An 18,008-nucleotide genomic window follows, 5' to 3' on the forward strand; every position below is an offset into this window, starting at 1 on the left:
CCATTGTTTTGAAAAGAATTTTCAGTTGACCGCCCCCCATTTATGCGGAAGCTGACCGGCGCAACAGTCCGATCACAGTGATTTGTTCCGTGACACGATCATACAAGAAAAAACGCGATCGCAATGCAGCCGGCGCAATTTTGCCGAAAGGGCTGCGTGTGCTGGTGGTTCGGGCGAGGCCGGGCAACCCCAGCCAGGGGATATTGCAGGCCGGCAGCAAGGTGTTTGCCTGCGCGCTCGGACGCGGCGGCATCTCAGCCAACAAGCGCGAAGGCGACGGTGCGACGCCGCTTGGCGAGATGCGGATTTTGTCAGGATATTTTCGGGGCGATCATTTCGCGGCCGGCCGCAAAACCCGGCTGGCGATGGCGCCGATCGGCGCCGATCTCGGCTGGTGCGAGGTGCCGGACGACCGCAACTACAACCGGCCGGTGAAAATCCCCTATGGCGCCAGCCATGAGCGAATGCGGCGCGACGACCGCCTCTATGACGCCTGCCTGGTGCTCGACTGGAACATGGCGCCGCGCCGGCGCGGCCGCGGCAGCGCCATCTTCTTCCATCTGGCGCGCCCAGGCTTCACACCGACGCAAGGCTGCGTGGCGGTGACAGCGCGGACAATGGCGCGGCTGTTGCCGCTGGTGTCGGACCGGACGGTGGTGAGGGTGGTGAGGTAGGGAGTAGGGAGTAGGGAGTAGGCTGGTGTCGGCGCCGTTTCAATCCTTCACTACTCACTACTCACCATTGCCTAACGCCTTCTCGGCTTCTGCCACCCAGTGTCCAGCAATCCAAGCCGGCCGAGTTCCCGGTCCACGGCCCGCGTCACGTCCTTGCGCTGCGCGCCGACGTCGCGCAACTGGCGATCCGACAGATCCTCCACGTCCTGGCGCGGCAGGTTGATGGCGACTTTCGCCTGGCGAAGCCAGTCCGTTACGGCATGCAACCAGTTCGAGCGAGCTGCTGGCGAGTTCAAAACGAAGATGGACATGATGCGCTCCCGTGTTCCGCCGGATATCAAATCCGGCTTGATGGTGTTTCGATGGATGCATCATGCCGCATTGAAATCCATGAGAGAAACGAGTAGTTCTTTTCGGATCGTGAAGTTTTATTTGAGGATACGTTGATGTCCCGTCTGTTGCCCGGAACGCGCGCGCTGAGGACTCTGGAAGCCGCCGCCCGCCACCTCAATTTCACCCGCGCTGCCGACGAGCTCGGGCTGACGCCGGCGGCGGTCAGCCACCAGATCAAGGAAATCGAGGATCAGCTCGGGCTGGTGCTGTTCACGCGAACCAGTCGTACCATCCGGTTGACCGAGGCAGGTACGGTGCTGTTCGAGGCCTCGATCGATGCGCTCGACCTGCTCAACCGGGCGGTGTCGCGGGCGCGCAAGCTGACGCGCGGCACGGCATTGCTGAAGGTAACGCTCGACGCGCAGTTCGCGTCAAAATGGCTGATGCGGCGCGTCGATGATTTTCGCAAACTTCAGCCCAATATCGAACTGAGGTTCGACATCGGCTACGAAGTGCGCGATTTCGAACTCGACGATGTCGATGTCGGCATCCGGTTCGGGGTTGGCAAGTATCCGGGGCTTCGCGCCCATCGCCTGTTCGACAACATCCTCATTCCGGTGTGCAGCCCGAGCCTGCTGACCTCCGGCCCGCCGCTGCGCGAACCGCGCGACCTCTTCAACCACACGCTTGCCCATATCGAATGGTCGCGCCAAGGCGTGACATGGCCGAACTGGCGCATGTGGATGGCCGCGGCCGGCATCAACGATTTCGACGACAGCCGGACTATCGTGTTTGGAACCTCTACCGATGCCGTGCAGGCGGCGCTCGACGGCAATGCCGTGGCGCTCGCCGAGTTCGCCATGGTGGCAAACGACCTTTCCCAGGGAAGGCTGGTGCAGCCCTTTGAACTCGGTCTGCGCGTGGGGCCGGAGTTCGGCTACTTCCTGGTCTATCCCGAGAGCACTGCCAACGATCCGCGCATCATCGCTTTCCGTGAATGGATCCTCGACGAAGTCGCCAGGACGCAGACCTGACGACTTCTGCAGGCCTCAGCCGGCGACCGGCGTCCCGAACCAGCCGATCACCGCGCCGATGATCAACAGCACGCCGAGCCAGTGGCCGCCGTCGATCAGGGTCAGGTCCCAGCCGAAATTCTCATAGCGATGGTTGGCCGTCAGCGTCGTGGCGACGAAACCCAGCCAGAGGACGAAGCCGAAGACCAGCCCTGCGACAAGGACCGGCTCGCCGCCGGTCATCGCGCCGACGACCAAGGCTAAGACCAGCGCCATGATCAGCTCGGCGATGAAGGAGATGATGAAGGGCAATATCGATTTCTTTGACGTTGACGGATCGATCCTGGCCGCCCTCATCCAAGGCTTGCTGAGGGCCGTGTACCAGACGGCGCCAAACAGCCACGCCGCGACGGCCGCGACAACCACCGCCAGCCAGTTCACCACTGAAAAATCCATAAAGTCCTCCCCTCAAGCATGCAGCCCAAAGCCTGACGGTTCTGGGATAACGACATCCGTATTCTTCAAATCAATGCGCGATGGAACGCCTGTTCGGCAATGCCGTCAAGCGAAGCGCCACACCGTGGTGCGCTTGACCAGGGCGTCCTCCAGCGCCCGCGTCACCGCCACTTCGTAGACTGCGAGCGGCTCCAGTCCCGCCTTCGGCATGTAGGAGCGGCCCGGATCGCCGACGAGGATGTCAGCGCCGCGCGCCTTCAGTGTCGAAAACCACGGCATCAGCGTGTCGGCGAAGGATTTGTCGTAGAAGACGTCGCCGGCCAGCACCACGTCCCAGCCGGCGTCGGTGCCGATGCAGTCCGTGCCGCAAAAGTCGATGGCAACGCCATTGGCCTTTGCGTTGAGGCGGATCGCCGTTTCGCAGAACGGGTCGATGTCGGCGGCGATCACGTGCGCCGCACCCGCCTTGGCGGCGGCGACGGCGACAAGGCCGGAGCCGGAGGCGAAGTCGAGCACGCGTTTGCCCCGCACATCCGACGAATTGTCCAGCACGTAACGGGCAAGGCCCTGACCGCCGGCCCAGGCAAAGGCCCAGAACGGCGGCGGCAGGCCGATTTCGATCAGCTCGTTCTCCGTGCGCTGCCAGAGGTCATGCGCTTCGTCGGCAAGATTGAGGACAATCTCCGGCACATGCGGCGGCGACATAAGCGCCGTGTTGTCGAGAATGAACTTTTTCGCGCTGTTCGGCGTGAGGGCCGTCACGGAGCCGGCGTCAGGCCGCCCATGCGGCAGACTTCCTTCCATTCGGCCGGCGTCACCGGCTGTACGGAAAGCCGTCCAAGCCGCACCAGAGCCATCTCGGCGAGTTTCGGATTGGCCTTGACCTGTTCCAGCGTCGGCGGGTTCGGCACATCCTTGAAGGCTCGGATGTCGACGCATTCCCAGCGCGGATCGTCGGTGCTGGTATCCTGATGGGCAAGCGCGCAGACCTCGGCAATGCCGACGACGTTCAGCCCCTCATTGGAGTGATAGAAGAAGCCGAGATCGCCGATCTGCATCGCCTTCATGTTGTTGCGCGCTGCATAGTTGCGCACGCCGTCCCACTGCGTGCCGGCCTTGCCCTTGGCCTTCAGCGCCTCGAAGGAGAAGACCGAAGGTTCGGATTTGAACAGCCAGTAGTTCATGTCTTTGCTCCAACTACTATTTTTGCGCAATTCCGGACGGAAAACCGTTACACACTTTTCCTGGGATCGCTCTAGGCGCCGCCGGAACTAACTAGCCGCCGGCTTGTTGAAGGTCCAGTTCCACTGGCGGATTTCGACACTTTCGAACAGCCCGGCCTTGGCGTAGGGGTCGGCAGCCGACAGCGCCTGCGCACCGGCGAGGTCGGGCGCTTCCACGACGACGAGGCTGCCATTGGGCTTGCCCTCGGCGTCGAGGAACGGGCCGGCAAAGGCCAGTTTGTTGTCGGCGTTCAGGCGTTCGAGAAAGGCGACGTGGACCGGCCGCGTATCGACCCGCACCTGCAGGCTGCCCGGCTTGTCCTTGCAAATCAACGCAAACAGCATGTTAAACTCCGGTTTGTTTGGGGATCAGAGGTCGGTTTCGGTTTTCAGGGGTCGCGTCATCAGCGCGGACACAGCCTGCCGAATGGTGATCGTGCCGTCCAGTATCGCCGACACCGCAGCGATGATCGGCGCGTCGATGTCGCGCTCGGTGGCGATGCGGGCGGCGATCGCCGCCGTCGGCACGCCTTCGGCGAGTGGCAGTCCCGACAAGGGCTTACCTTGCCCCAGCGCCAGCCCATAGGCGAAATTGCGCGACTGGGCGGAAGAGCAGGTGAGCAAAAGGTCGCCGAGGCCGGAAAGCCCCATCAGCGTCTCCGGCTTGGCGCCGAAGGACGCGCCGATGCGGCGCAGTTCGACGAAGCCGCGCGTCACCATGGCGGCCTGCGCGCTGGCGCCGAGCCCGGCGCCGGTGACGGCGCCAGCGGCAATGGCGAAGACATTCTTCAAAGCGCCGCCGATCTCGACGCCGATCAAATCGTCGCTGGAATAGCAGCGCAGATTCTGCGCCGAAAAGCGCGCGGCAAGCTCGGCCGCCAAGGCGTCGTCGCGTGCAGCAACCACGACAGCGGTCGGCAGACCCCTGGCGACGTCGGCGGCAAAGCTCGGACCGGACAAGGCCGAAACCGGAGTTTCGGGCAGAATGTCACCAACGATCGCCGACAGCAGCGCGCCGGTGTCGCGCTCGATGCCCTTGGCGCAGAGAACGAGCGGGATGCCTTTCGGCATATGGGGCTTCGCCGTCGTCAGCATGGCGCGCAGCGCCTGCGCCGGCGCCACGGCCAGCGCGCAATCGGCATCGGTCAGGGCCGTGCCGATATCGCTCGTCGCCGCAATGCCTGTTTCAATGGCGATGCCGGGGAGATAACGCGGGTTCTCGCCGCGGCGGATCGCGGAAACCGTCTCTTCGTCGCGGGCGTAGAGCCGGACATCGTGACCGGCGCGCAGCATCGCCAGCGCCAGCGCCGTGCCCCAGGCGCCGCCGCCAAGCACGGCGACGCGCCAGCCGGTTCTGTCCCTGCCGCTTGTCTTGCTGGCGCTCATGCTTTCGCTCCGCGCCGGCCAGAGCCGACCATCGGGGCCGAAATGCTGTCCAGCGGCCAGCGCGAACGCGGCACGAAATCGAAGCCGTTCTCTTGCGACAGGCCTGCCCGCAACCGCTCGATGCCGGCCCAGGCGATCATCGCCGCATTGTCGGTGCACAGTTTGAGCGGCGGCGCGACAAAGGCGAAGCCGGCCTCGGCGCACTGCTTCTGCAGCGTCGCCTTGATCGCTCTGTTGGCGGCGACTCCACCGGCAACGACCAGCGCCGGCTCGGCCTTGTCCGGAAATTCGTCGCGGAAGCGGGCCAGCGCGCGGGCCACGCGGTCGCCAAGTGAGTCGGCTACCGCCGCCTGGAACGAGGCGCAGATGTCGGCGACATCCTGCTCGCTTAGCGGCTGGATGGCGGTCGCCGCCTGGCGCACCGCGGTCTTGAGGCCGGAGAAGGAGAAATCGGGCTGCGCAGATCCTTTCATCGGCCGTGGAAAGGCAAATCGCGTCGCATCGCCCGAGATTGCCGCCTTTTCGACATTCGGGCCGCCGGGATAGGGCAGGCCGAGCATTTTGGCCGTCTTGTCGAAAGCTTCGCCGAGCGCGTCGTCGATGGTCGTCGCCCAGCGTTGGTAGTCGCCGACGTCGCGCACGGCGACGATCTGGGTGTGGCCACCGGAGACCAGCAGCAGCAGATAGGGAAAATCGAGCCCGTCGGTCAGCCTTGCGGTCAGTGCGTGGCCTTCGAGATGGTTGATGGCGATCAGCGGCTTGCCGGCGGCCGCTGCAATCGCCTTGGCTGTCATCAGGCCGACGATCAGCCCGCCGACTAGGCCGGGGCCGGCAGTGGCGGCAATGGCGTCGATGTCGGCCAGGGCTACGCCCGAATCCGCAAGAGCGGCCTCGACAATGCCGTCCAGCGCCTCGACATGGGCACGCGCGGCGATCTCCGGCACGACGCCGCCGAAGGCGGCGTGCTCCTCGATCTGGCTGAGCACGATGTTGGACGCAATCACCGGCACGGAATCGCCGTCCAGCGTCACCACGCTGGCGGCGGTCTCGTCGCAACTCGTCTCAATGCCCAGAACGCGGATCAATTCGTCGCTGTCTCCAGAGATTGTGTCGCCGGACTTTCCTAGTTAGTAGAGGCGGGCCTCGCTAGGGAGAGCGCCGGAAACGCAAAGCCAGCCGGGGGTTATCACGGACCGCGCGCCATGCAAACTTTGAAAATAGGAACACGCGGCAGCCCGCTGGCGCTCGCCCAGGCGCATGAGACGCAGGCGCGGCTGATGGAAGCGCATGGCATGCCGGCAGAAGCCTTCGAGGTCGTCGTCATTTCGACCAGCGGCGACCGCATCCAGGACCGGCCGCTGTCGGAAGCCGGCGGCAAGGGGCTGTTCACCAAGGAAATCGAAGACGCGCTGCTGGCCGGCACGATCGATATCGCCGTGCATTCCTCCAAGGACATGCCGACAGTGCTGCCGGTCGGGCTGGAGCTGTCCGCCTTCCTGCCGCGCGAGGATGCGCGGGACGCCTTCATCGGCAAGGCGGTGAAGCGCATTGTTGATTTGCCGCAAGGCGCCAAGGTCGGGTCGTCTTCGCTCAGGCGCCAGGCGCTGATCCGGCGCATGCGGCCGGACCTAGACGTGGTCATGTTCCGCGGCAATGTGCAGACCAGGCTGCGCAAGCTGGAGGAAGGCGTCGCCGAAGGCACGATCCTCGCCTATGCCGGGCTGAAGCGGCTCGGGCTCGGCCATGTCGTCACCGATCTGATGCCGCTCGATGCCTTTCCGCCGGCGCCGGGACAAGGCGCAATCGGCATCGAAACCCGCATCGGCGACAGCGAGGTCGAAAAGATGCTGGTGGCCATCCATGATGTGCCGACAGGCCAGGCGCTGGCCTGTGAGCGCGCCTTCCTGGCGGCGCTCGACGGCTCCTGCCGCACGCCGATCGCCGGCTATGCGACGATCTCGGGCGGCAGGCTGGTTTTCGCCGGGCTGATCATTTCGCCCGATGGCACGCAATCGCATGAGGTCAAAGCCGAAGGCTTGGCGCTGGATGCCGCTGACATCGGCACGGACGCAGCTAGGATGGTGCGGGTCAAAGCGGGCGAAACCTTCTTCGACGGCTGGGTCTGATATGCGTGTCCTGGTGACGCGGCCGCAACCCGGGGCGTCGCGAACCATGCGGCGGCTGCAGGAATTGGGATTTGAGCCGCTCCTTCTGCCGCTGACCGAAACGGTGACACTGCCGGTTGGCGCCGATGCTGCGAGCGACGATGCCGTGGCCGTCGCTGTGACTAGCGCCAATGCCGTGCGGCATGCGCCGAAAGAACTCATTCGTGCGCTCGCCGCCTTGCCTTGCCATGCCGTCGGACGCAGGACGGCTGAAGCGGCACGTTCGGCAGGGTTCTTGTCGGTCAGCGAAGGGGCGGGCGACGCCGAGCGGCTGGCCGAGGCGATTGCTGCCGGCCTTTCCGGCAAGGCGGTCGTCTATCTCACAGGGCGCGTGCGGTTTCCGGCATTCGAGGCGCGGCTGCGAAATGCCGGCGTCGAGGTCCGCACCGTCGAAACCTACGACACGATTTCGCTCGATTATTCCGATGCTGAAATCCGTACACGCCTGTCCGATCAGGCGGTCGACGCGGTGCTGCTCTATTCAGCCAAGGCGGCGGCAGCGTTGCAGGCCTTGGCCAGCCGGGCGGAACTGCGCGATCTCTTTGAAAACATGCAGGCTTTTGCGCTCTCCGAGCGCGTGGCAGCGGCGTTTGACAATGCCGCCGGCAAAAAAATACGCATTGCGCGGGAACCGCAGGAGGAGGCGCTGCTTGAGCTGTTGCACCGCGGCGACTGAGCGCCGTGTCATCACGCCGCCCCTTTTCACCTGATGATGATGTGCTAGACCATTTTTCAAACCATCACGCGCCGTCGGGCGCCCAGACGAAGCAGGATTGCGGAGCCCAGGCATGGTCAAGACGCCGAAGATGCGACATTCGAAAAGCCACCGCGAGCCGGTGACCATCGAACTCGAACCCGGCGCTGTCTCGCGCATTGCCGATGCGGATGCCGCCAAGACGGATGTCGCCAACTCGGACGACGTCGAGGCCCCGGCAGGGTCGGTTGCGGCCGAGGATGCCGCTGCCATGGCCAATGCGCAGCCGGAGACGCCTGACGAGCCCGTTCATGCCGATCAAGCCGATCTCGAGCCGTGGGAGCACTCCGACGCCGCGGCGCAGGCCGCTCCCGAAAGCGCCGATGCCAAGGCGTCCACCCAGGCGGAGCAGCCTTACCCCACCGCTTCGGATGCGCCACCGCGCGCCAGAACCTCCGACTACAGTTTCGAGGATGCCTCGCCCAAGCCGGGTGCACCCAAGGAAACCCCAAGGACAGCCGGGAACCAGCCCATGGCCGCGCAACCGAAGCGCACGAGCGGCATTGCCGCCGGCATCATCGGCGGTGTCATCGCGCTGGCTGCCGCCAGCGGGCTGCAGTTTGCCGGCGTGCTTGGCGCTCCGGGCTCAGGGGCGGGCACGGTCTCGCTCGACGGCGTCAATGGCGAGATCGCTTCGCTGAAGCGCGAAATCGCCGACCTCAGGGAAGCCAGCGGCAATGGCGCCGCAACGGCCAAGGTCGACGGGCTGTCTTCGGCGCTGGATCAGGTCAAGGCCGATGTCGCATCGCTGAAATCGGCGGTCGAAAGGGGCGGCGCCGGCGACAATGCCGGGCTTGCCTCGCTTGGCGACAAGGTCAAGCAGATCGAGACCGCGGTCGCCGCCCTTGGCCAGGCCGGTGGTGCAGCGCCCGTCGATCTCGCGCCGCTCAATGAAAGACTGGCGGGCCTCGACGCACTGGTGAAATCGGCCGGTGAGGCAGCCAAGACGCAGGAAGGCAAGATCGCCGCGCTGGAGCAGTCGGTGACGCAGCTCGCCGGCAAGGTCGATGCGCAGGCCTCGCAGCCAAAGATCGCGATGGCCATCGCCGCTTCGGCCTTGAAGGCGGCGCTTGACCGCGGCGCGCCGTTCGCCGCCGAGTTGGAGACCTTCGCGGCGATCTCGCCCGATGCACCGCAGATTGCAGCGCTGCGCCCCTACGCTGAAAAGGGCGTCCCGACCCGCACCGAGATCGCCGGCGAGGCCGACGCCGCGGCCAATGCGATGGTCGCGGCGGCGACGCCGGTCGATGAAAATGCCGGCTTCTTCCAGAACCTTTTGTCGAGCGCCGAATCGCTGGTCAAGGTCCGGCCGATCGGCGGCGTCGAAGGCGCCGGCGCGCCGGAAACCGTGGCGCGCATCGAAGTGGCGGTCAATCAGGGCGACTACGCCAAGGCGCTCAGCGAATACGCGACGCTGCCGGATGCGGTCAAGGCTGCTGGCGCCGACTTTGCCGGCAAACTGAAGGCGCGCATCGACGTCGAGACGCAGGTCGACGCGCTGATGCAGGTGCGATGAAGGCATGAGGACGACACGATGATCCGCATTCTCATCTTTCTCGCCGCCGTCTTCGCGCTCGGCCTCGGCTTTGCCTGGCTGGCCGATCGTCCCGGCGAGATGGTCGTCACCTTCAACGGTTACCAATACCAGGTCAGCCTGATGGTGGCGGCGGTGGCGATCGTTGCCGTCGTCGCAGCGGTGATGATCGTCTGGTGGCTGATCAAGTCGCTGTGGAACAGCCCGTACACGATCTCGCGCTATTTCCGCGTGCGCCGCCGCGACCGTGGCTATCAGGCGCTGTCGACCGGCATGATCGCAGCCGGCGCCGGCGACGGCGCGCTGGCCCGCAAGATGTCCAAGGAAGCCGCCAAACTGATCCGCTCCGACCAGGAGCCGCTGATCCAGCTGCTCGAAGCGCAAGCCTCGCTGCTCGAAGGCGACCATGAGGGCGCGCGCGAAAAATTCGAGGCCATGCTCGACGACCCCGAAATGCGGCTGCTTGGCCTGCGCGGGCTCTATCTCGAAGCCGAACGGCTCGGCGACCGCAACGCGGCGCGTCACTATGCCGGCCGCGCCGCTTCCGTCGCACCGCAACTGGCTTGGGCCGCCGAATCGACGCTGGAAGATCTGACCGGGCGCGGCGACTGGGACGGCGCGCTGAAGCTGGTGGAGGCGCAGAAGTCGACCAGGCAGATCGAACGCGACGCCGCCAATCGCCGCCGCGCTGTGCTGTTGACCGCCAAGGCGCAGGCGCTGACCGACAGCGACCCCAATGCAGCCAAGGCAGCGGCACTCGAGGCAAACAAGCTCGCGCCCGATTTCGCGCCGGCCGCGGTTGCAGCCGCCAATCTTCTGTTCAAACAGAACGATGTGCGCAAAGGCTCGAAGATCCTTGAGGCAGCCTGGAAGGCGGAGCCGCATCCCGAGATCGCCGAGCTCTACACCCATGCAAGGCCGGGAGATGCCGTGGTCGATCGTCTCAACCGGGCGAAGAAGCTGCAGGAGCTGAAGCGCAACAATGCCGAATCGTCGATGACGGTGGCGCGCGCCGCGCTCGATGCGCAGGATTTTTCCACCGCCCGCCGCGAGGCGGAAGCCGCGATCCGCATGGATCGCCGGGAAGGCGCTTACCTGCTGCTGGCCGATATCGAGGAGGCAGAGACCGGCGACCAGGGCAAGATCAGGCAATTGCTGTCCAAGGCGGTCAGGGCGCCGCGCGATCCGGCCTGGGTCGCCGACGGCGTCGTCTCCGAACGCTGGGCGCCGGTATCGCCGGTCAGCGGCAAGCTCGATGCTTTCGCCTGGCGCGCGCCGATGGAGCGGCTGGGCCAGCTCATCGACAGCCATGAAGACGAAGCCGATGTGCCGGTGCTTGCGGCACCTGCCAAACCGGCAAAGGAAGCCGAAGTGATCGATCATCCGGCCATCGCCAGGACGAGCAGCGAGGCGCCGATCGAGCCGAAGCCCGCTGTGGGCGATGACCAGGTCACGCCGGTCACCGCCGCCGCTTTCGCCGCAATACCAAACGACGCCGAACCCGTCGAACCTGCCGAGGAACTGGCGCGGCTGCCCGACGACCCCGGCGTCGACCCCGATGACGAAGCGGAGAAGTCACCGCGCCGCTTCCGCCTGTTTTGATCCCTGAAGCATGATCCCAAAAAGTGGATACCGGTTTTTGGAAAAGATCATGCTCCAATAATGTGAAGTGAGCACCATGTTCGAACGCGTCCTGGCCTTTCTGAAAGACCTGCCCTCCGGGGCTGGGGCTCGCGCCAATGCGGACGATCCGCGCGTTGCGGCGTCGGCTTTGCTCTATCATGTGATGAATGCCGACGGCGTGCGCCAGGATGTCGAGTGGGAGCGGTTCAAGCAGGTGCTGGCGCAGAGCTATTCGATCAGCGGCGACGAGCTCGATGCACTGGCTGCCGCCGGCGAGCGCGCCGACAATGAGGCGATCGACCTCTATGCCTTCACCAGCGTCTTGAAGCGCCATCTCGACGCCGAGGCGCGCAAGGCTTTCATCGGCCTGATGTGGGAAATCGTCTATGCCGACGGCGAACTGCATGAACTGGAGGACAACACCGTCTGGCGCGTTGCCGAACTGATCGGCGTCGAGCGCCAGGATCGCGTCGAGGCGCGCCGCAAGGCGGCGGCCGCCGCGCCCGACGCCAGCGGAACGTCGAGCGACGAATAGGATTCCGCCTTTCCATGCCGCCCAGACCGAGCTCGAAACCAAAAGTCCTGATCGTGCTGCATCAGGAGACTTCGAGCCCCGGCCGGGTTGGCCACATGCTGCTCGAGGAAGGTTTCGACCTCGACATCCGCCGGCCGCCTCTCGGCGACAGCCTGCCGGAGACGCTGGAGGGACACGCCGGCGCCGTGGTGTTCGGCGGGCCGATGAGCGCCAATGACGAAGATGAGTTCGTCCGCCGCGAGACCAACTGGCTCAATGTTCCGCTAAAGGAGAACCGGCCCTTCCTCGGCATCTGCCTTGGCGCGCAGATGCTGGCCAATCATCTCGGCGGCAAGGTCGAGGGGCATGGCGAGGGGCTGGNAGATCGGCTGGTATCCGCTGAAGCCGACCGAAGCCGGCAAGAAGCTGCTGCCTTGGCCCGACATGGTCTACCAGTTTCACCGCGAAGGCTTTTCGCTGCCCAGGGATGCGACGCTGCTGGCGACGGCGGAAACCTACCCCAACCAGGCTTTTCGCTATGGCGACAATGCCTGGGGCATCCAGTTCCATGGCGAACTGACCCGGTTGATGATGCAGCGCTGGGTGGTGCGCGGCGCGCACCGTTTCGAATTGCCCGGCGCGCAGCCCGGCCGCGACCATCTCGGCGGCCGGCTGATCTGGGATATGCACCTCAAGCGCTGGCTGAGCGAATTTTTGAGCCTGATCTTCGGCAAGCCTACTGAGGGATAGAGCAAATCCAACTACTCTGAACGGCCGAGCTTGCCCAAAGACGACTTACCTATGGGAGGCGTGTACGATGGATCCGGGACCTTAGCCCGTTCCCGCAGATTTGGATTGCGCCCCAAACACTCCGATGGATCGAAAAACTCCGTGGCGCATTTAAGCTTCGGCTAATAACGGCCCCAGGAGAGAACCAATGAAGAAGACGCTGCTCATTTTAAGCCTACTCATTCCGCTCGCGGCATGCTCCCGCACCGAACAAGGCGCTGCCGTCGGTGGTTTGGGTGGTGCAGCTGTAGGCGCAGCAGTGGCCGGCGACCCGGTAAAAGGGGCGGTTGTTGGCGGTGCGGTCGGAGCGCTGGCCGGGGCGGTCATCGGGCACGCCAGCGAAGCCGGCCAGTGCAGATATCGCGGTCGGAACGGTCGAGTTTACGTTGCTCAGTGCCCGGACGGCTACTGATCTCAAAGGCGCGTGATCTCTTTCGATCACGCGCCTGCTCGGGGTAGGATAACTGAATGGCATATAACAGCAAAAGACTGCTGGCTTTCTGGTTAGCCGTTGTCAGCGCTGTCGCGATAAACGCCGAACTTTCGACCGCGGCCTTGGCCGCACCTGTAGAAGCGAAGACGATTGCCGATCACTTCTCATCGGTAAAGTCCATGTCCGGGGACTTTGTCCAGTCGGGCCCAAGAGCGGAAAGGACCAAAGGGAAATTTTTCCTCCAGCGGCCGGGCAAGATCCGGTTCAACTATGCAGGCCAATCAGGGGTCAGCGTAATTGCAGATGGAAAATCCTTGGTGGTCTATAACAAGAAGCTCAAGACATCGCGGCTTTATGCTCTCTCGAAGACGCCGCTCAAGCTGCTCCTCGACAATCAGGTCAACTTTTCCGGCAATCGCCTCAAAAGTATCAGGGACGATGGCGCCCAGGTGATCATCAGGCTGGCCGACAAGTCGGCCTTCGGCAATTCGAATATCACTATGGTGTTTGACAGGGAATCGCTCGATCTACGCAGATGGACCCTGACTGACGAGAGGGGCCTTACCTCGACAGTCACCATATCCAACGTGAAGCAGGGCGTTCGCGCTCCTGCGGGCACCTTCACTATCGACTATGCCGCAAACCGTGAATTCAACACCAAAACGAAATAGTCGGCAGCGCCACGAACTGCCCGTGTAACACTACTCGGCGGCCGTCTCCGACGGCACCTCTGCCGGTGCCGAAGGCTCGGCCTCGGCATGCGGCTTGCGCCGTGAAAACAGCGACCTTAGCGTGACGTAGAACACCGGCGTCAGGAACAGGCCGACGAAGGTGACGCCGAGCATGCCGGAGAACACCGCGGTGCCGAGCGACTGGCGCATTTCCGCGCCCGGGCCTGTCGCGATCATCAGCGGCACGACGCCGAGGATGAACGAGAAGGCGGTCATCAGGATCGGCCGCAGCCTGAGCCGGCAGGCTTCGACGGCAGCCTCGGCGGCCGACAGGCCGCGTTCCTGCGCCTGCCGCGCGAATTCGACGATGAGGATCGCGTTCTTGGCGGCAAGTCCGATCAGCACGATGAGGCCGATTTGCACGAGGATGTTGTTGTCCAGCCCTCGGAACGACACGCCGAGCAACGCCGCGAGCACGCCGAGCGGCACCACCAGCACGATGGCGAACGGCAGCACCCAGCTTTCATATTGCGCCGCCAGCGCCAGGAACACGAACAGCACCGACAGTCCGAAGATATAGACAGCGGCATTGCCGGTGTTGCGCTCCTGATAGGCGAGTTCGGTCCATTCGTAGGAGGTACCGGCCGGCAACGTCTGTGCCGTGATCGCTTCCATCTTGGCAAGCGCATCGCCGGTGGAAACACCGGGCGCGGCGTTGCCCTGCAGCGGCACGGAGACGTACATGTTGTAGCGCTGGACCAGCGCCGGGCCGGTGACGTCGCGGATCTCGATCAACGTGCCCAGCGGAACCAGCGCGCCGGTCGCCGAGCGCACCTTCAGTTTCAAGATGTCGGCGCGATCGAGGCGGAACGCCTGGTCGGCCTGCGCGCGCACCTGGTAGACGCGCCCGAAAGCGTTGAAGTCGTTGACGTAGGCGGTGCCCAGATTGATCGACAGCGTCTCGAAGATGTTGGGGATCGGCACGTTCAGGATGCGCGCCTTGTCTCGATCGATCGCCAGGAAGAATTGCGGGCTGGACGCGGAGAAGGTGGTGAACACGCCGGTCAGCCCCGCCGTCTTGTTGGCCTTGCCGGCAATTTCATAGGCAAGCGCCAGGATCTGCCGCATGTCGGCGCTGTTGCGCTCCTGGATCTGCAGCTTGAAGCCGCCGGCATTGCCGACGCCGCGGATCGGCGGCGGCGGCAGTGCGATAATGAAGGCTTCCTTGATGCTTTGCAGGCTGCCGAACAAATTGCCGATGACCTGGGTCGCGGACTGGCCGGCTTCCAGTCGCTCGTCAAACGGCTTGAACCTGGCGAAGATCACGCCCGCGTTGCTGGCATTGGTAAAGGTGGCACCGGAGAAGCCGGCGAAGGCGACCGCGTAGTCGACGCCCGGCGTTTTCTGGATGATCTGCGACGCCTGCTGGATGACGGCATCGGTCCGCGATAGCGAGGCGCCGTCCGGCAACTGGACGACGACGATCGCATAGCCCTGGTCGAGCGACGGAATGAAACCGCGCGGCACCGTCTGAACCATACAGACCGTGGCGTAGATGAGGGCCGCGAAAACGGCCAGCGTGGCGGCGATCGCTATTCGCGAGCCGACCAGCACGCGCACGATGCTCGAATACCAATGGGCGACCTTGTCGAAGCCGCGATTGAAGCCGTCGGCGAGCGCCCGTCCGAACCGCGCCAGGAAAAAGCGCGGCGGCGCCGCAGCAGTGTGGTGCGGCTTGAACAGCAGCGCGGCCAAGGCCGGCGAGAGCGTCAGCGAATTGAATGCCGAGATCGCCGTCGACACCGCGATGGTGATCGCAAACTGCAGGTAGAACTGCCCGGAAATGCCGGGAATGAAGGCTGTCGGCACGAACACCGCTATCAGCACCAGCGAGATCGCGATGACCGCCGTTCCGACTTCGTCCATGGTCAGGTGCGACGCCGGATTGGGCGCCAGCCCGCTGGCGATATTGCGCTCGACGTTCTCGACCACGACGATCGCATCGTCGACGACGATGCCGATGGCCAGCACGAGGCCGAACAGCGTCAGCATGTTGAGGGAGAAGCCGGCGGCGTAAAGCACCGCCAGCGTGCCGATCAGCGACACCGGGATCGCCACGATCGGCACGATCGCCATGCGCCACGATTGCAGGAAGACGATGATGACGATGATGACCAGCACCATCGCCTCGAGGATCGTCTTGTAGACCTCCTGGATCGACTCGGCGACGAACTCGGTCGGATTGTAGACGATGTCGTAGCTCAACCCCTTCGGGAAGTCCTGGGAAAGCTCCTTCATCTTGTCCTGGATCTCCGCGGCTGCGGCGAGCGCATTGGTGCCTGGCCGCTGGAAGATGGCGAGCGCCACCGCCGGTTTGCCGTTGAGATAAGAGTTGGTGACGTAATCCTTGGCGCCGAGCTCGATGCGCGCCACGTCCTGCAGCTGGATCAGGCGGCCGTCTTCGGCCGATTTGACGATCACGTATCGGAAGTCGCGTGCGTCGTTGAAGCGGCCTTGCGTGGTGACCGTGTACTGGAACGCCGTGCCGGTATTGGTCGGCGGCGCGCCGATGGAGCCGCCCGACACCTGGACGTTCTGGTCGCGCAGCGCCTGCACCACATCGCCCGAGGTCATCCCCAGGGCGGACAGTTTTTCCGGATCGAGCCAGATGCGCAGCGAATATTCGCGTTCGCCAAAGATGATGAGGTCGCCGACGCCGTCCAACCTGAGCAGTATGTCGCGCACCCGCGAGCGGGCGTAGTTCGAGACGTAGAGCTGGTCGTAGGTATTGTCGGGCGACAGCATGTGCACGACCATCATCAGGTCGGGCGAGCTCTTGATGGTGGTGATGCCGAGGCGGCGGACTTCTTCGGGCAGGCGCGGCTCGGCGACCGAGACGCGGTTCTGTACCAGCACCTGCGCCTGGTCGAGATCGGTGCCTAGCTTGAAGGTGATGGTCAGCGCCATCGCTCCGTCGCCGGACGAATAGGACGACATGTAAAGCATGCCCTCGACGCCGTTGATCTCCTGCTCGATCGGCGTTGCCACCGTCGCTGCGACCGTCTCGGCGTCGGCGCCCGGGTACTGGGCGCGAACGACGATGGTCGGCGGCGCGATCTCGGGATATTGCGCGATCGGCAGCTGGGTATAAGCAATCCCGCCGAGGATCAGGAGGACGATCGAAACCACCGATGCGAAGATCGGACGGTCGACGAAGAAATGGGCGAACCTCATTGCTGCAACCCGGCGGTCTCGACCTTGGGCGGCAACGTCACCATCTCGACCTTCACCTTGGTGCCGGGCCTGGCGTGCATCAGCCCGTTGACGATGATCGTCTCGTCGCCGGTCAGGCCCGCGCGGATCACCCGGTAGCCGTCGAGAAGCGGGCCGGTGCGCACGGGCTTCGCCGACACCATCCCAGCCTCATCCACCAGGTACACGATGCGGCGATCCTGATCGGCGCCGACCGCCTCGTCGGGCACCAGGACGCCGCTATGCGGCAGCGACCCCGGCACGTTGATGCGCCCGAACATGCCTGGCTGGAGAACGCCGTCGGCGTTGGCAAACCTTGCACGCACCCGCATGGTGCCGGTCGCGTTGTCGATCCGGTTCTCGGCAAAATCGAGCTTGCCCTTGAATACCGCCTCCGCGCGGTCGGCGACGCGAACCACCACCTCGAGCCCGCCGGCGCCTTCCTGCATGCTGCCGCCGCGCTCCTTCGCGTCGCGGGCGTAGCTGAAATACAGGCGCTCATCGACGTCGAAATAGAAGTCGATCGGATCGCGCGTGACGATGGTCGTCAGCAAGGTGGAATCCGGCTGCACGAGGTTGCCGACCGACACCAGCCGGCGGTCGATGCGGCCGGACAAGGGCGCCTTGATCTCGGTGAACTCCAGGTTCAGGTTGGCCGTCGTCAGCGCCGCCGTCGCGCCCTGCATCTGCGCCTGCGCCGAAAGGTATTCCCGCCGGCGGTCGTCGACCGTCGCGGCCGAGATATTGCCGGTCTTGGCGAGCTCATCGGCGCGATCCAGCTGCATCTTGGAGAATTCGAGCAGAGACTTGGCGACGTCCACTTGCGATTTGGCGGCATCGTAGGCCGCCTGGTACGGACGCTGGTCGATGGTGAAGAGCAGGTCGCCCTTGTTGACCAGTGCGCCGTCCTGGAAGCTGATCTTGTCCAGATAGCCGCTGACGCGCGAACGGATGGCGACCTCGTCGACGGCTTCGAAGCGCCCGACGAACTCGTCGTCTTCGACGATTTCACGCACCACCGGCTTGGCCGCCGTCACCACCGGCAGTTGCTGGTCCTGCGAAAACGCGTTGCTGCTGAAAGCCATGCCGAGCAGGAATGCCACTGGGACGGCGGAGCGGGCCAGCCAGCCGACCGATCGGCTGGGTCGCCCGCTTGCGTCGCGATGCGATTGCCGATTCCCTGAAGTG

At 64.5% G+C, this 18,008-nt stretch carries 18 protein-coding genes and 1 pseudogene; 10 read left to right on the top strand and 9 right to left on the bottom strand.

All coding sequences use genetic code 11. From position 1 onward, the window contains the following. Window positions 1-137 precede the first annotated feature (137 nt). Entirely contained in the window at window positions 138-674 is a 537-nt protein-coding gene (locus tag X730_RS144490; protein ID WP_196813612.1) for a L,D-transpeptidase, read from the top strand. 71 nt (window positions 675-745) lie between these two features. Here the strand turns inward: X730_RS144490 and X730_RS144485 are convergent, their stop codons facing one another. Next, complete coding sequence (locus tag X730_RS144485; RefSeq protein ID WP_023670491.1) at window positions 746-985, bottom strand: hypothetical protein; 240 nt, start codon at window positions 983-985, stop codon at window positions 746-748. 135 nt (window positions 986-1,120) lie between these two features. On the opposite strand from X730_RS144485, the gene gcvA reads away from it, so the two are divergent. Continuing rightward, window positions 1,121-2,041 (top strand): transcriptional regulator GcvA, encoded by a 921-nt coding sequence (gcvA, locus tag X730_RS144480; RefSeq protein ID WP_023670490.1) that lies wholly within the window; start codon window positions 1,121-1,123, stop codon window positions 2,039-2,041. Window positions 2,042-2,056: 15 nt separating this feature from the next. On the opposite strand, the gene X730_RS144475 is transcribed toward gcvA, so the two are convergent. The 6 genes from X730_RS144475 to tsaD form a co-directional block, all read right to left on the bottom strand. Beyond that, window positions 2,057-2,476, bottom strand: coding sequence for a DUF1761 domain-containing protein (locus X730_RS144475; protein WP_023698384.1), 420 nt, complete (start codon window positions 2,474-2,476; stop codon window positions 2,057-2,059). A gap of 105 nt (window positions 2,477-2,581) precedes the next feature. Continuing rightward, window positions 2,582-3,280 (bottom strand): methyltransferase, encoded by a 699-nt coding sequence (locus X730_RS144470; RefSeq protein ID WP_023826896.1) that lies wholly within the window; start codon window positions 3,278-3,280, stop codon window positions 2,582-2,584. After that, window positions 3,235-3,660: an EVE domain-containing protein gene (locus X730_RS144465; protein ID WP_023826897.1), complete on the bottom strand. Its 426-nt coding sequence runs from the start codon at window positions 3,658-3,660 to the stop codon at window positions 3,235-3,237. Before X730_RS144465 ends, X730_RS144470 begins: the two co-directional genes overlap by 46 nt. Window positions 3,661-3,747: 87 nt before the next feature. Further along, window positions 3,748-4,044, bottom strand: coding sequence for a YciI-like protein (locus tag X730_RS144460; protein WP_023687732.1), 297 nt, complete (start codon window positions 4,042-4,044; stop codon window positions 3,748-3,750). A 24-nt stretch (window positions 4,045-4,068) separates the two neighbouring features. Further along, entirely contained in the window at window positions 4,069-5,085 is a 1,017-nt protein-coding gene (locus X730_RS144455) for an NAD(P)H-dependent glycerol-3-phosphate dehydrogenase (protein WP_023826898.1), read from the bottom strand. Continuing rightward, window positions 5,082-6,167: a tRNA (adenosine(37)-N6)-threonylcarbamoyltransferase complex transferase subunit TsaD gene (tsaD, locus tag X730_RS144450; RefSeq protein WP_196814835.1), complete on the bottom strand. Its 1,086-nt coding sequence runs from the start codon at window positions 6,165-6,167 to the stop codon at window positions 5,082-5,084. Before tsaD ends, X730_RS144455 begins: the two co-directional genes overlap by 4 nt. 120 nt (window positions 6,168-6,287) lie before the next feature. Between tsaD and hemC the strand changes: the two genes are divergently transcribed. The 8 genes and pseudogenes from hemC (at window position 6,288) to X730_RS144425 (ending at window position 13,568) form a co-directional block, all read left to right on the top strand. After that, window positions 6,288-7,211: a hydroxymethylbilane synthase gene (gene hemC, locus X730_RS144445; protein ID WP_023747363.1), complete on the top strand. Its 924-nt coding sequence runs from the start codon at window positions 6,288-6,290 to the stop codon at window positions 7,209-7,211. A 1-nt stretch (window position 7,212) separates the two neighbouring features. Then, window positions 7,213-7,926, top strand: coding sequence for a uroporphyrinogen-III synthase (locus X730_RS144440; protein ID WP_023826899.1), 714 nt, complete (start codon window positions 7,213-7,215; stop codon window positions 7,924-7,926). A gap of 112 nt (window positions 7,927-8,038) precedes the next feature. Continuing rightward, entirely contained in the window at window positions 8,039-9,520 is a 1,482-nt protein-coding gene (locus X730_RS09250; protein ID WP_023826900.1) for a COG4223 family protein, read from the top strand. Between the two features lie 18 nt (window positions 9,521-9,538). Beyond that, a complete protein-coding gene (locus X730_RS144435) occupies window positions 9,539-11,140 on the top strand; it encodes a heme biosynthesis protein HemY (protein WP_023826901.1) in 1,602 nt (533 codons plus the stop codon). A 76-nt stretch (window positions 11,141-11,216) separates the two neighbouring features. Next, entirely contained in the window at window positions 11,217-11,696 is a 480-nt protein-coding gene (locus X730_RS144430) for a TerB family tellurite resistance protein (protein ID WP_023687738.1), read from the top strand. A 14-nt stretch (window positions 11,697-11,710) separates the two neighbouring features. Beyond that, window positions 11,711-12,425: pseudogene (locus tag X730_RS01000000164645) on the top strand (glutamine amidotransferase). 187 nt (window positions 12,426-12,612) lie between these two features. Continuing rightward, the gene (locus X730_RS1000000166460) at window positions 12,613-12,876 is read left to right on the top strand and encodes a YMGG-like glycine zipper-containing protein (protein ID WP_023670477.1); all 264 of its coding nucleotides are present in this window, start codon (window positions 12,613-12,615) and stop codon (window positions 12,874-12,876) included. 56 nt (window positions 12,877-12,932) lie between these two features. Next, window positions 12,933-13,568: an outer membrane lipoprotein carrier protein LolA gene (locus tag X730_RS144425; RefSeq protein WP_023698393.1), complete on the top strand. Its 636-nt coding sequence runs from the start codon at window positions 12,933-12,935 to the stop codon at window positions 13,566-13,568. 30 nt (window positions 13,569-13,598) lie between these two features. On the opposite strand, the gene X730_RS144420 is transcribed toward X730_RS144425, so the two are convergent. Further along, on the bottom strand, window positions 13,599-16,802 hold the full coding sequence (locus X730_RS144420) for a multidrug efflux RND transporter permease subunit (RefSeq protein WP_023806418.1): 3,204 nt from the start codon (window positions 16,800-16,802) through the stop codon (window positions 13,599-13,601). Then, window positions 16,799-17,905 carry an efflux RND transporter periplasmic adaptor subunit gene (locus X730_RS144415; protein ID WP_050588141.1) on the bottom strand — a complete coding sequence of 369 codons (1,107 nt, stop codon included), beginning with the start codon at window positions 17,903-17,905 and terminating at the stop codon, window positions 16,799-16,801. The genes X730_RS144420 and X730_RS144415 overlap by 4 nt, the downstream gene beginning before the upstream one ends. Between the last annotated feature and the right edge of the window lie 103 nt (window positions 17,906-18,008).

The organism is Mesorhizobium sp. L103C131B0, from assembly GCF_000502275.1.
Taxonomy (GTDB): domain Bacteria; phylum Pseudomonadota; class Alphaproteobacteria; order Rhizobiales; family Rhizobiaceae; genus Mesorhizobium.

Coding starts and splice junctions, on each gene's coding strand:
- X730_RS144485 (WP_023670491.1), bottom strand. CDS start 985: ATGTCCATCTTCGTTTTGAACTCGCCAGCAGCTCGCTCGAACTGGTTG.
- gcvA (WP_023670490.1), top strand. CDS start 1,121: ATGTCCCGTCTGTTGCCCGGAACGCGCGCGCTGAGGACTCTGGAAGCC.
- X730_RS144475 (WP_023698384.1), bottom strand. CDS start 2,476: ATGGATTTTTCAGTGGTGAACTGGCTGGCGGTGGTTGTCGCGGCCGTC.
- X730_RS144470 (WP_023826896.1), bottom strand. CDS start 3,280: ATGGAAGGAAGTCTGCCGCATGGGCGGCCTGACGCCGGCTCCGTGACG.
- X730_RS144465 (WP_023826897.1), bottom strand. CDS start 3,660: ATGAACTACTGGCTGTTCAAATCCGAACCTTCGGTCTTCTCCTTCGAG.
- X730_RS144460 (WP_023687732.1), bottom strand. CDS start 4,044: ATGCTGTTTGCGTTGATTTGCAAGGACAAGCCGGGCAGCCTGCAGGTG.
- X730_RS144455 (WP_023826898.1), bottom strand. CDS start 5,085: ATGAGCGCCAGCAAGACAAGCGGCAGGGACAGAACCGGCTGGCGCGTC.
- hemC (WP_023747363.1), top strand. CDS start 6,288: ATGCAAACTTTGAAAATAGGAACACGCGGCAGCCCGCTGGCGCTCGCC.
- X730_RS144440 (WP_023826899.1), top strand. CDS start 7,213: ATGCGTGTCCTGGTGACGCGGCCGCAACCCGGGGCGTCGCGAACCATG.
- X730_RS09250 (WP_023826900.1), top strand. CDS start 8,039: ATGGTCAAGACGCCGAAGATGCGACATTCGAAAAGCCACCGCGAGCCG.
- X730_RS144435 (WP_023826901.1), top strand. CDS start 9,539: ATGATCCGCATTCTCATCTTTCTCGCCGCCGTCTTCGCGCTCGGCCTC.
- X730_RS144430 (WP_023687738.1), top strand. CDS start 11,217: ATGTTCGAACGCGTCCTGGCCTTTCTGAAAGACCTGCCCTCCGGGGCT.
- X730_RS1000000166460 (WP_023670477.1), top strand. CDS start 12,613: ATGAAGAAGACGCTGCTCATTTTAAGCCTACTCATTCCGCTCGCGGCA.
- X730_RS144425 (WP_023698393.1), top strand. CDS start 12,933: ATGGCATATAACAGCAAAAGACTGCTGGCTTTCTGGTTAGCCGTTGTC.
- X730_RS144420 (WP_023806418.1), bottom strand. CDS start 16,802: ATGAGGTTCGCCCATTTCTTCGTCGACCGTCCGATCTTCGCATCGGTG.
- X730_RS144415 (WP_050588141.1), bottom strand. CDS start 17,905: ATGGCTTTCAGCAGCAACGCGTTTTCGCAGGACCAGCAACTGCCGGTG.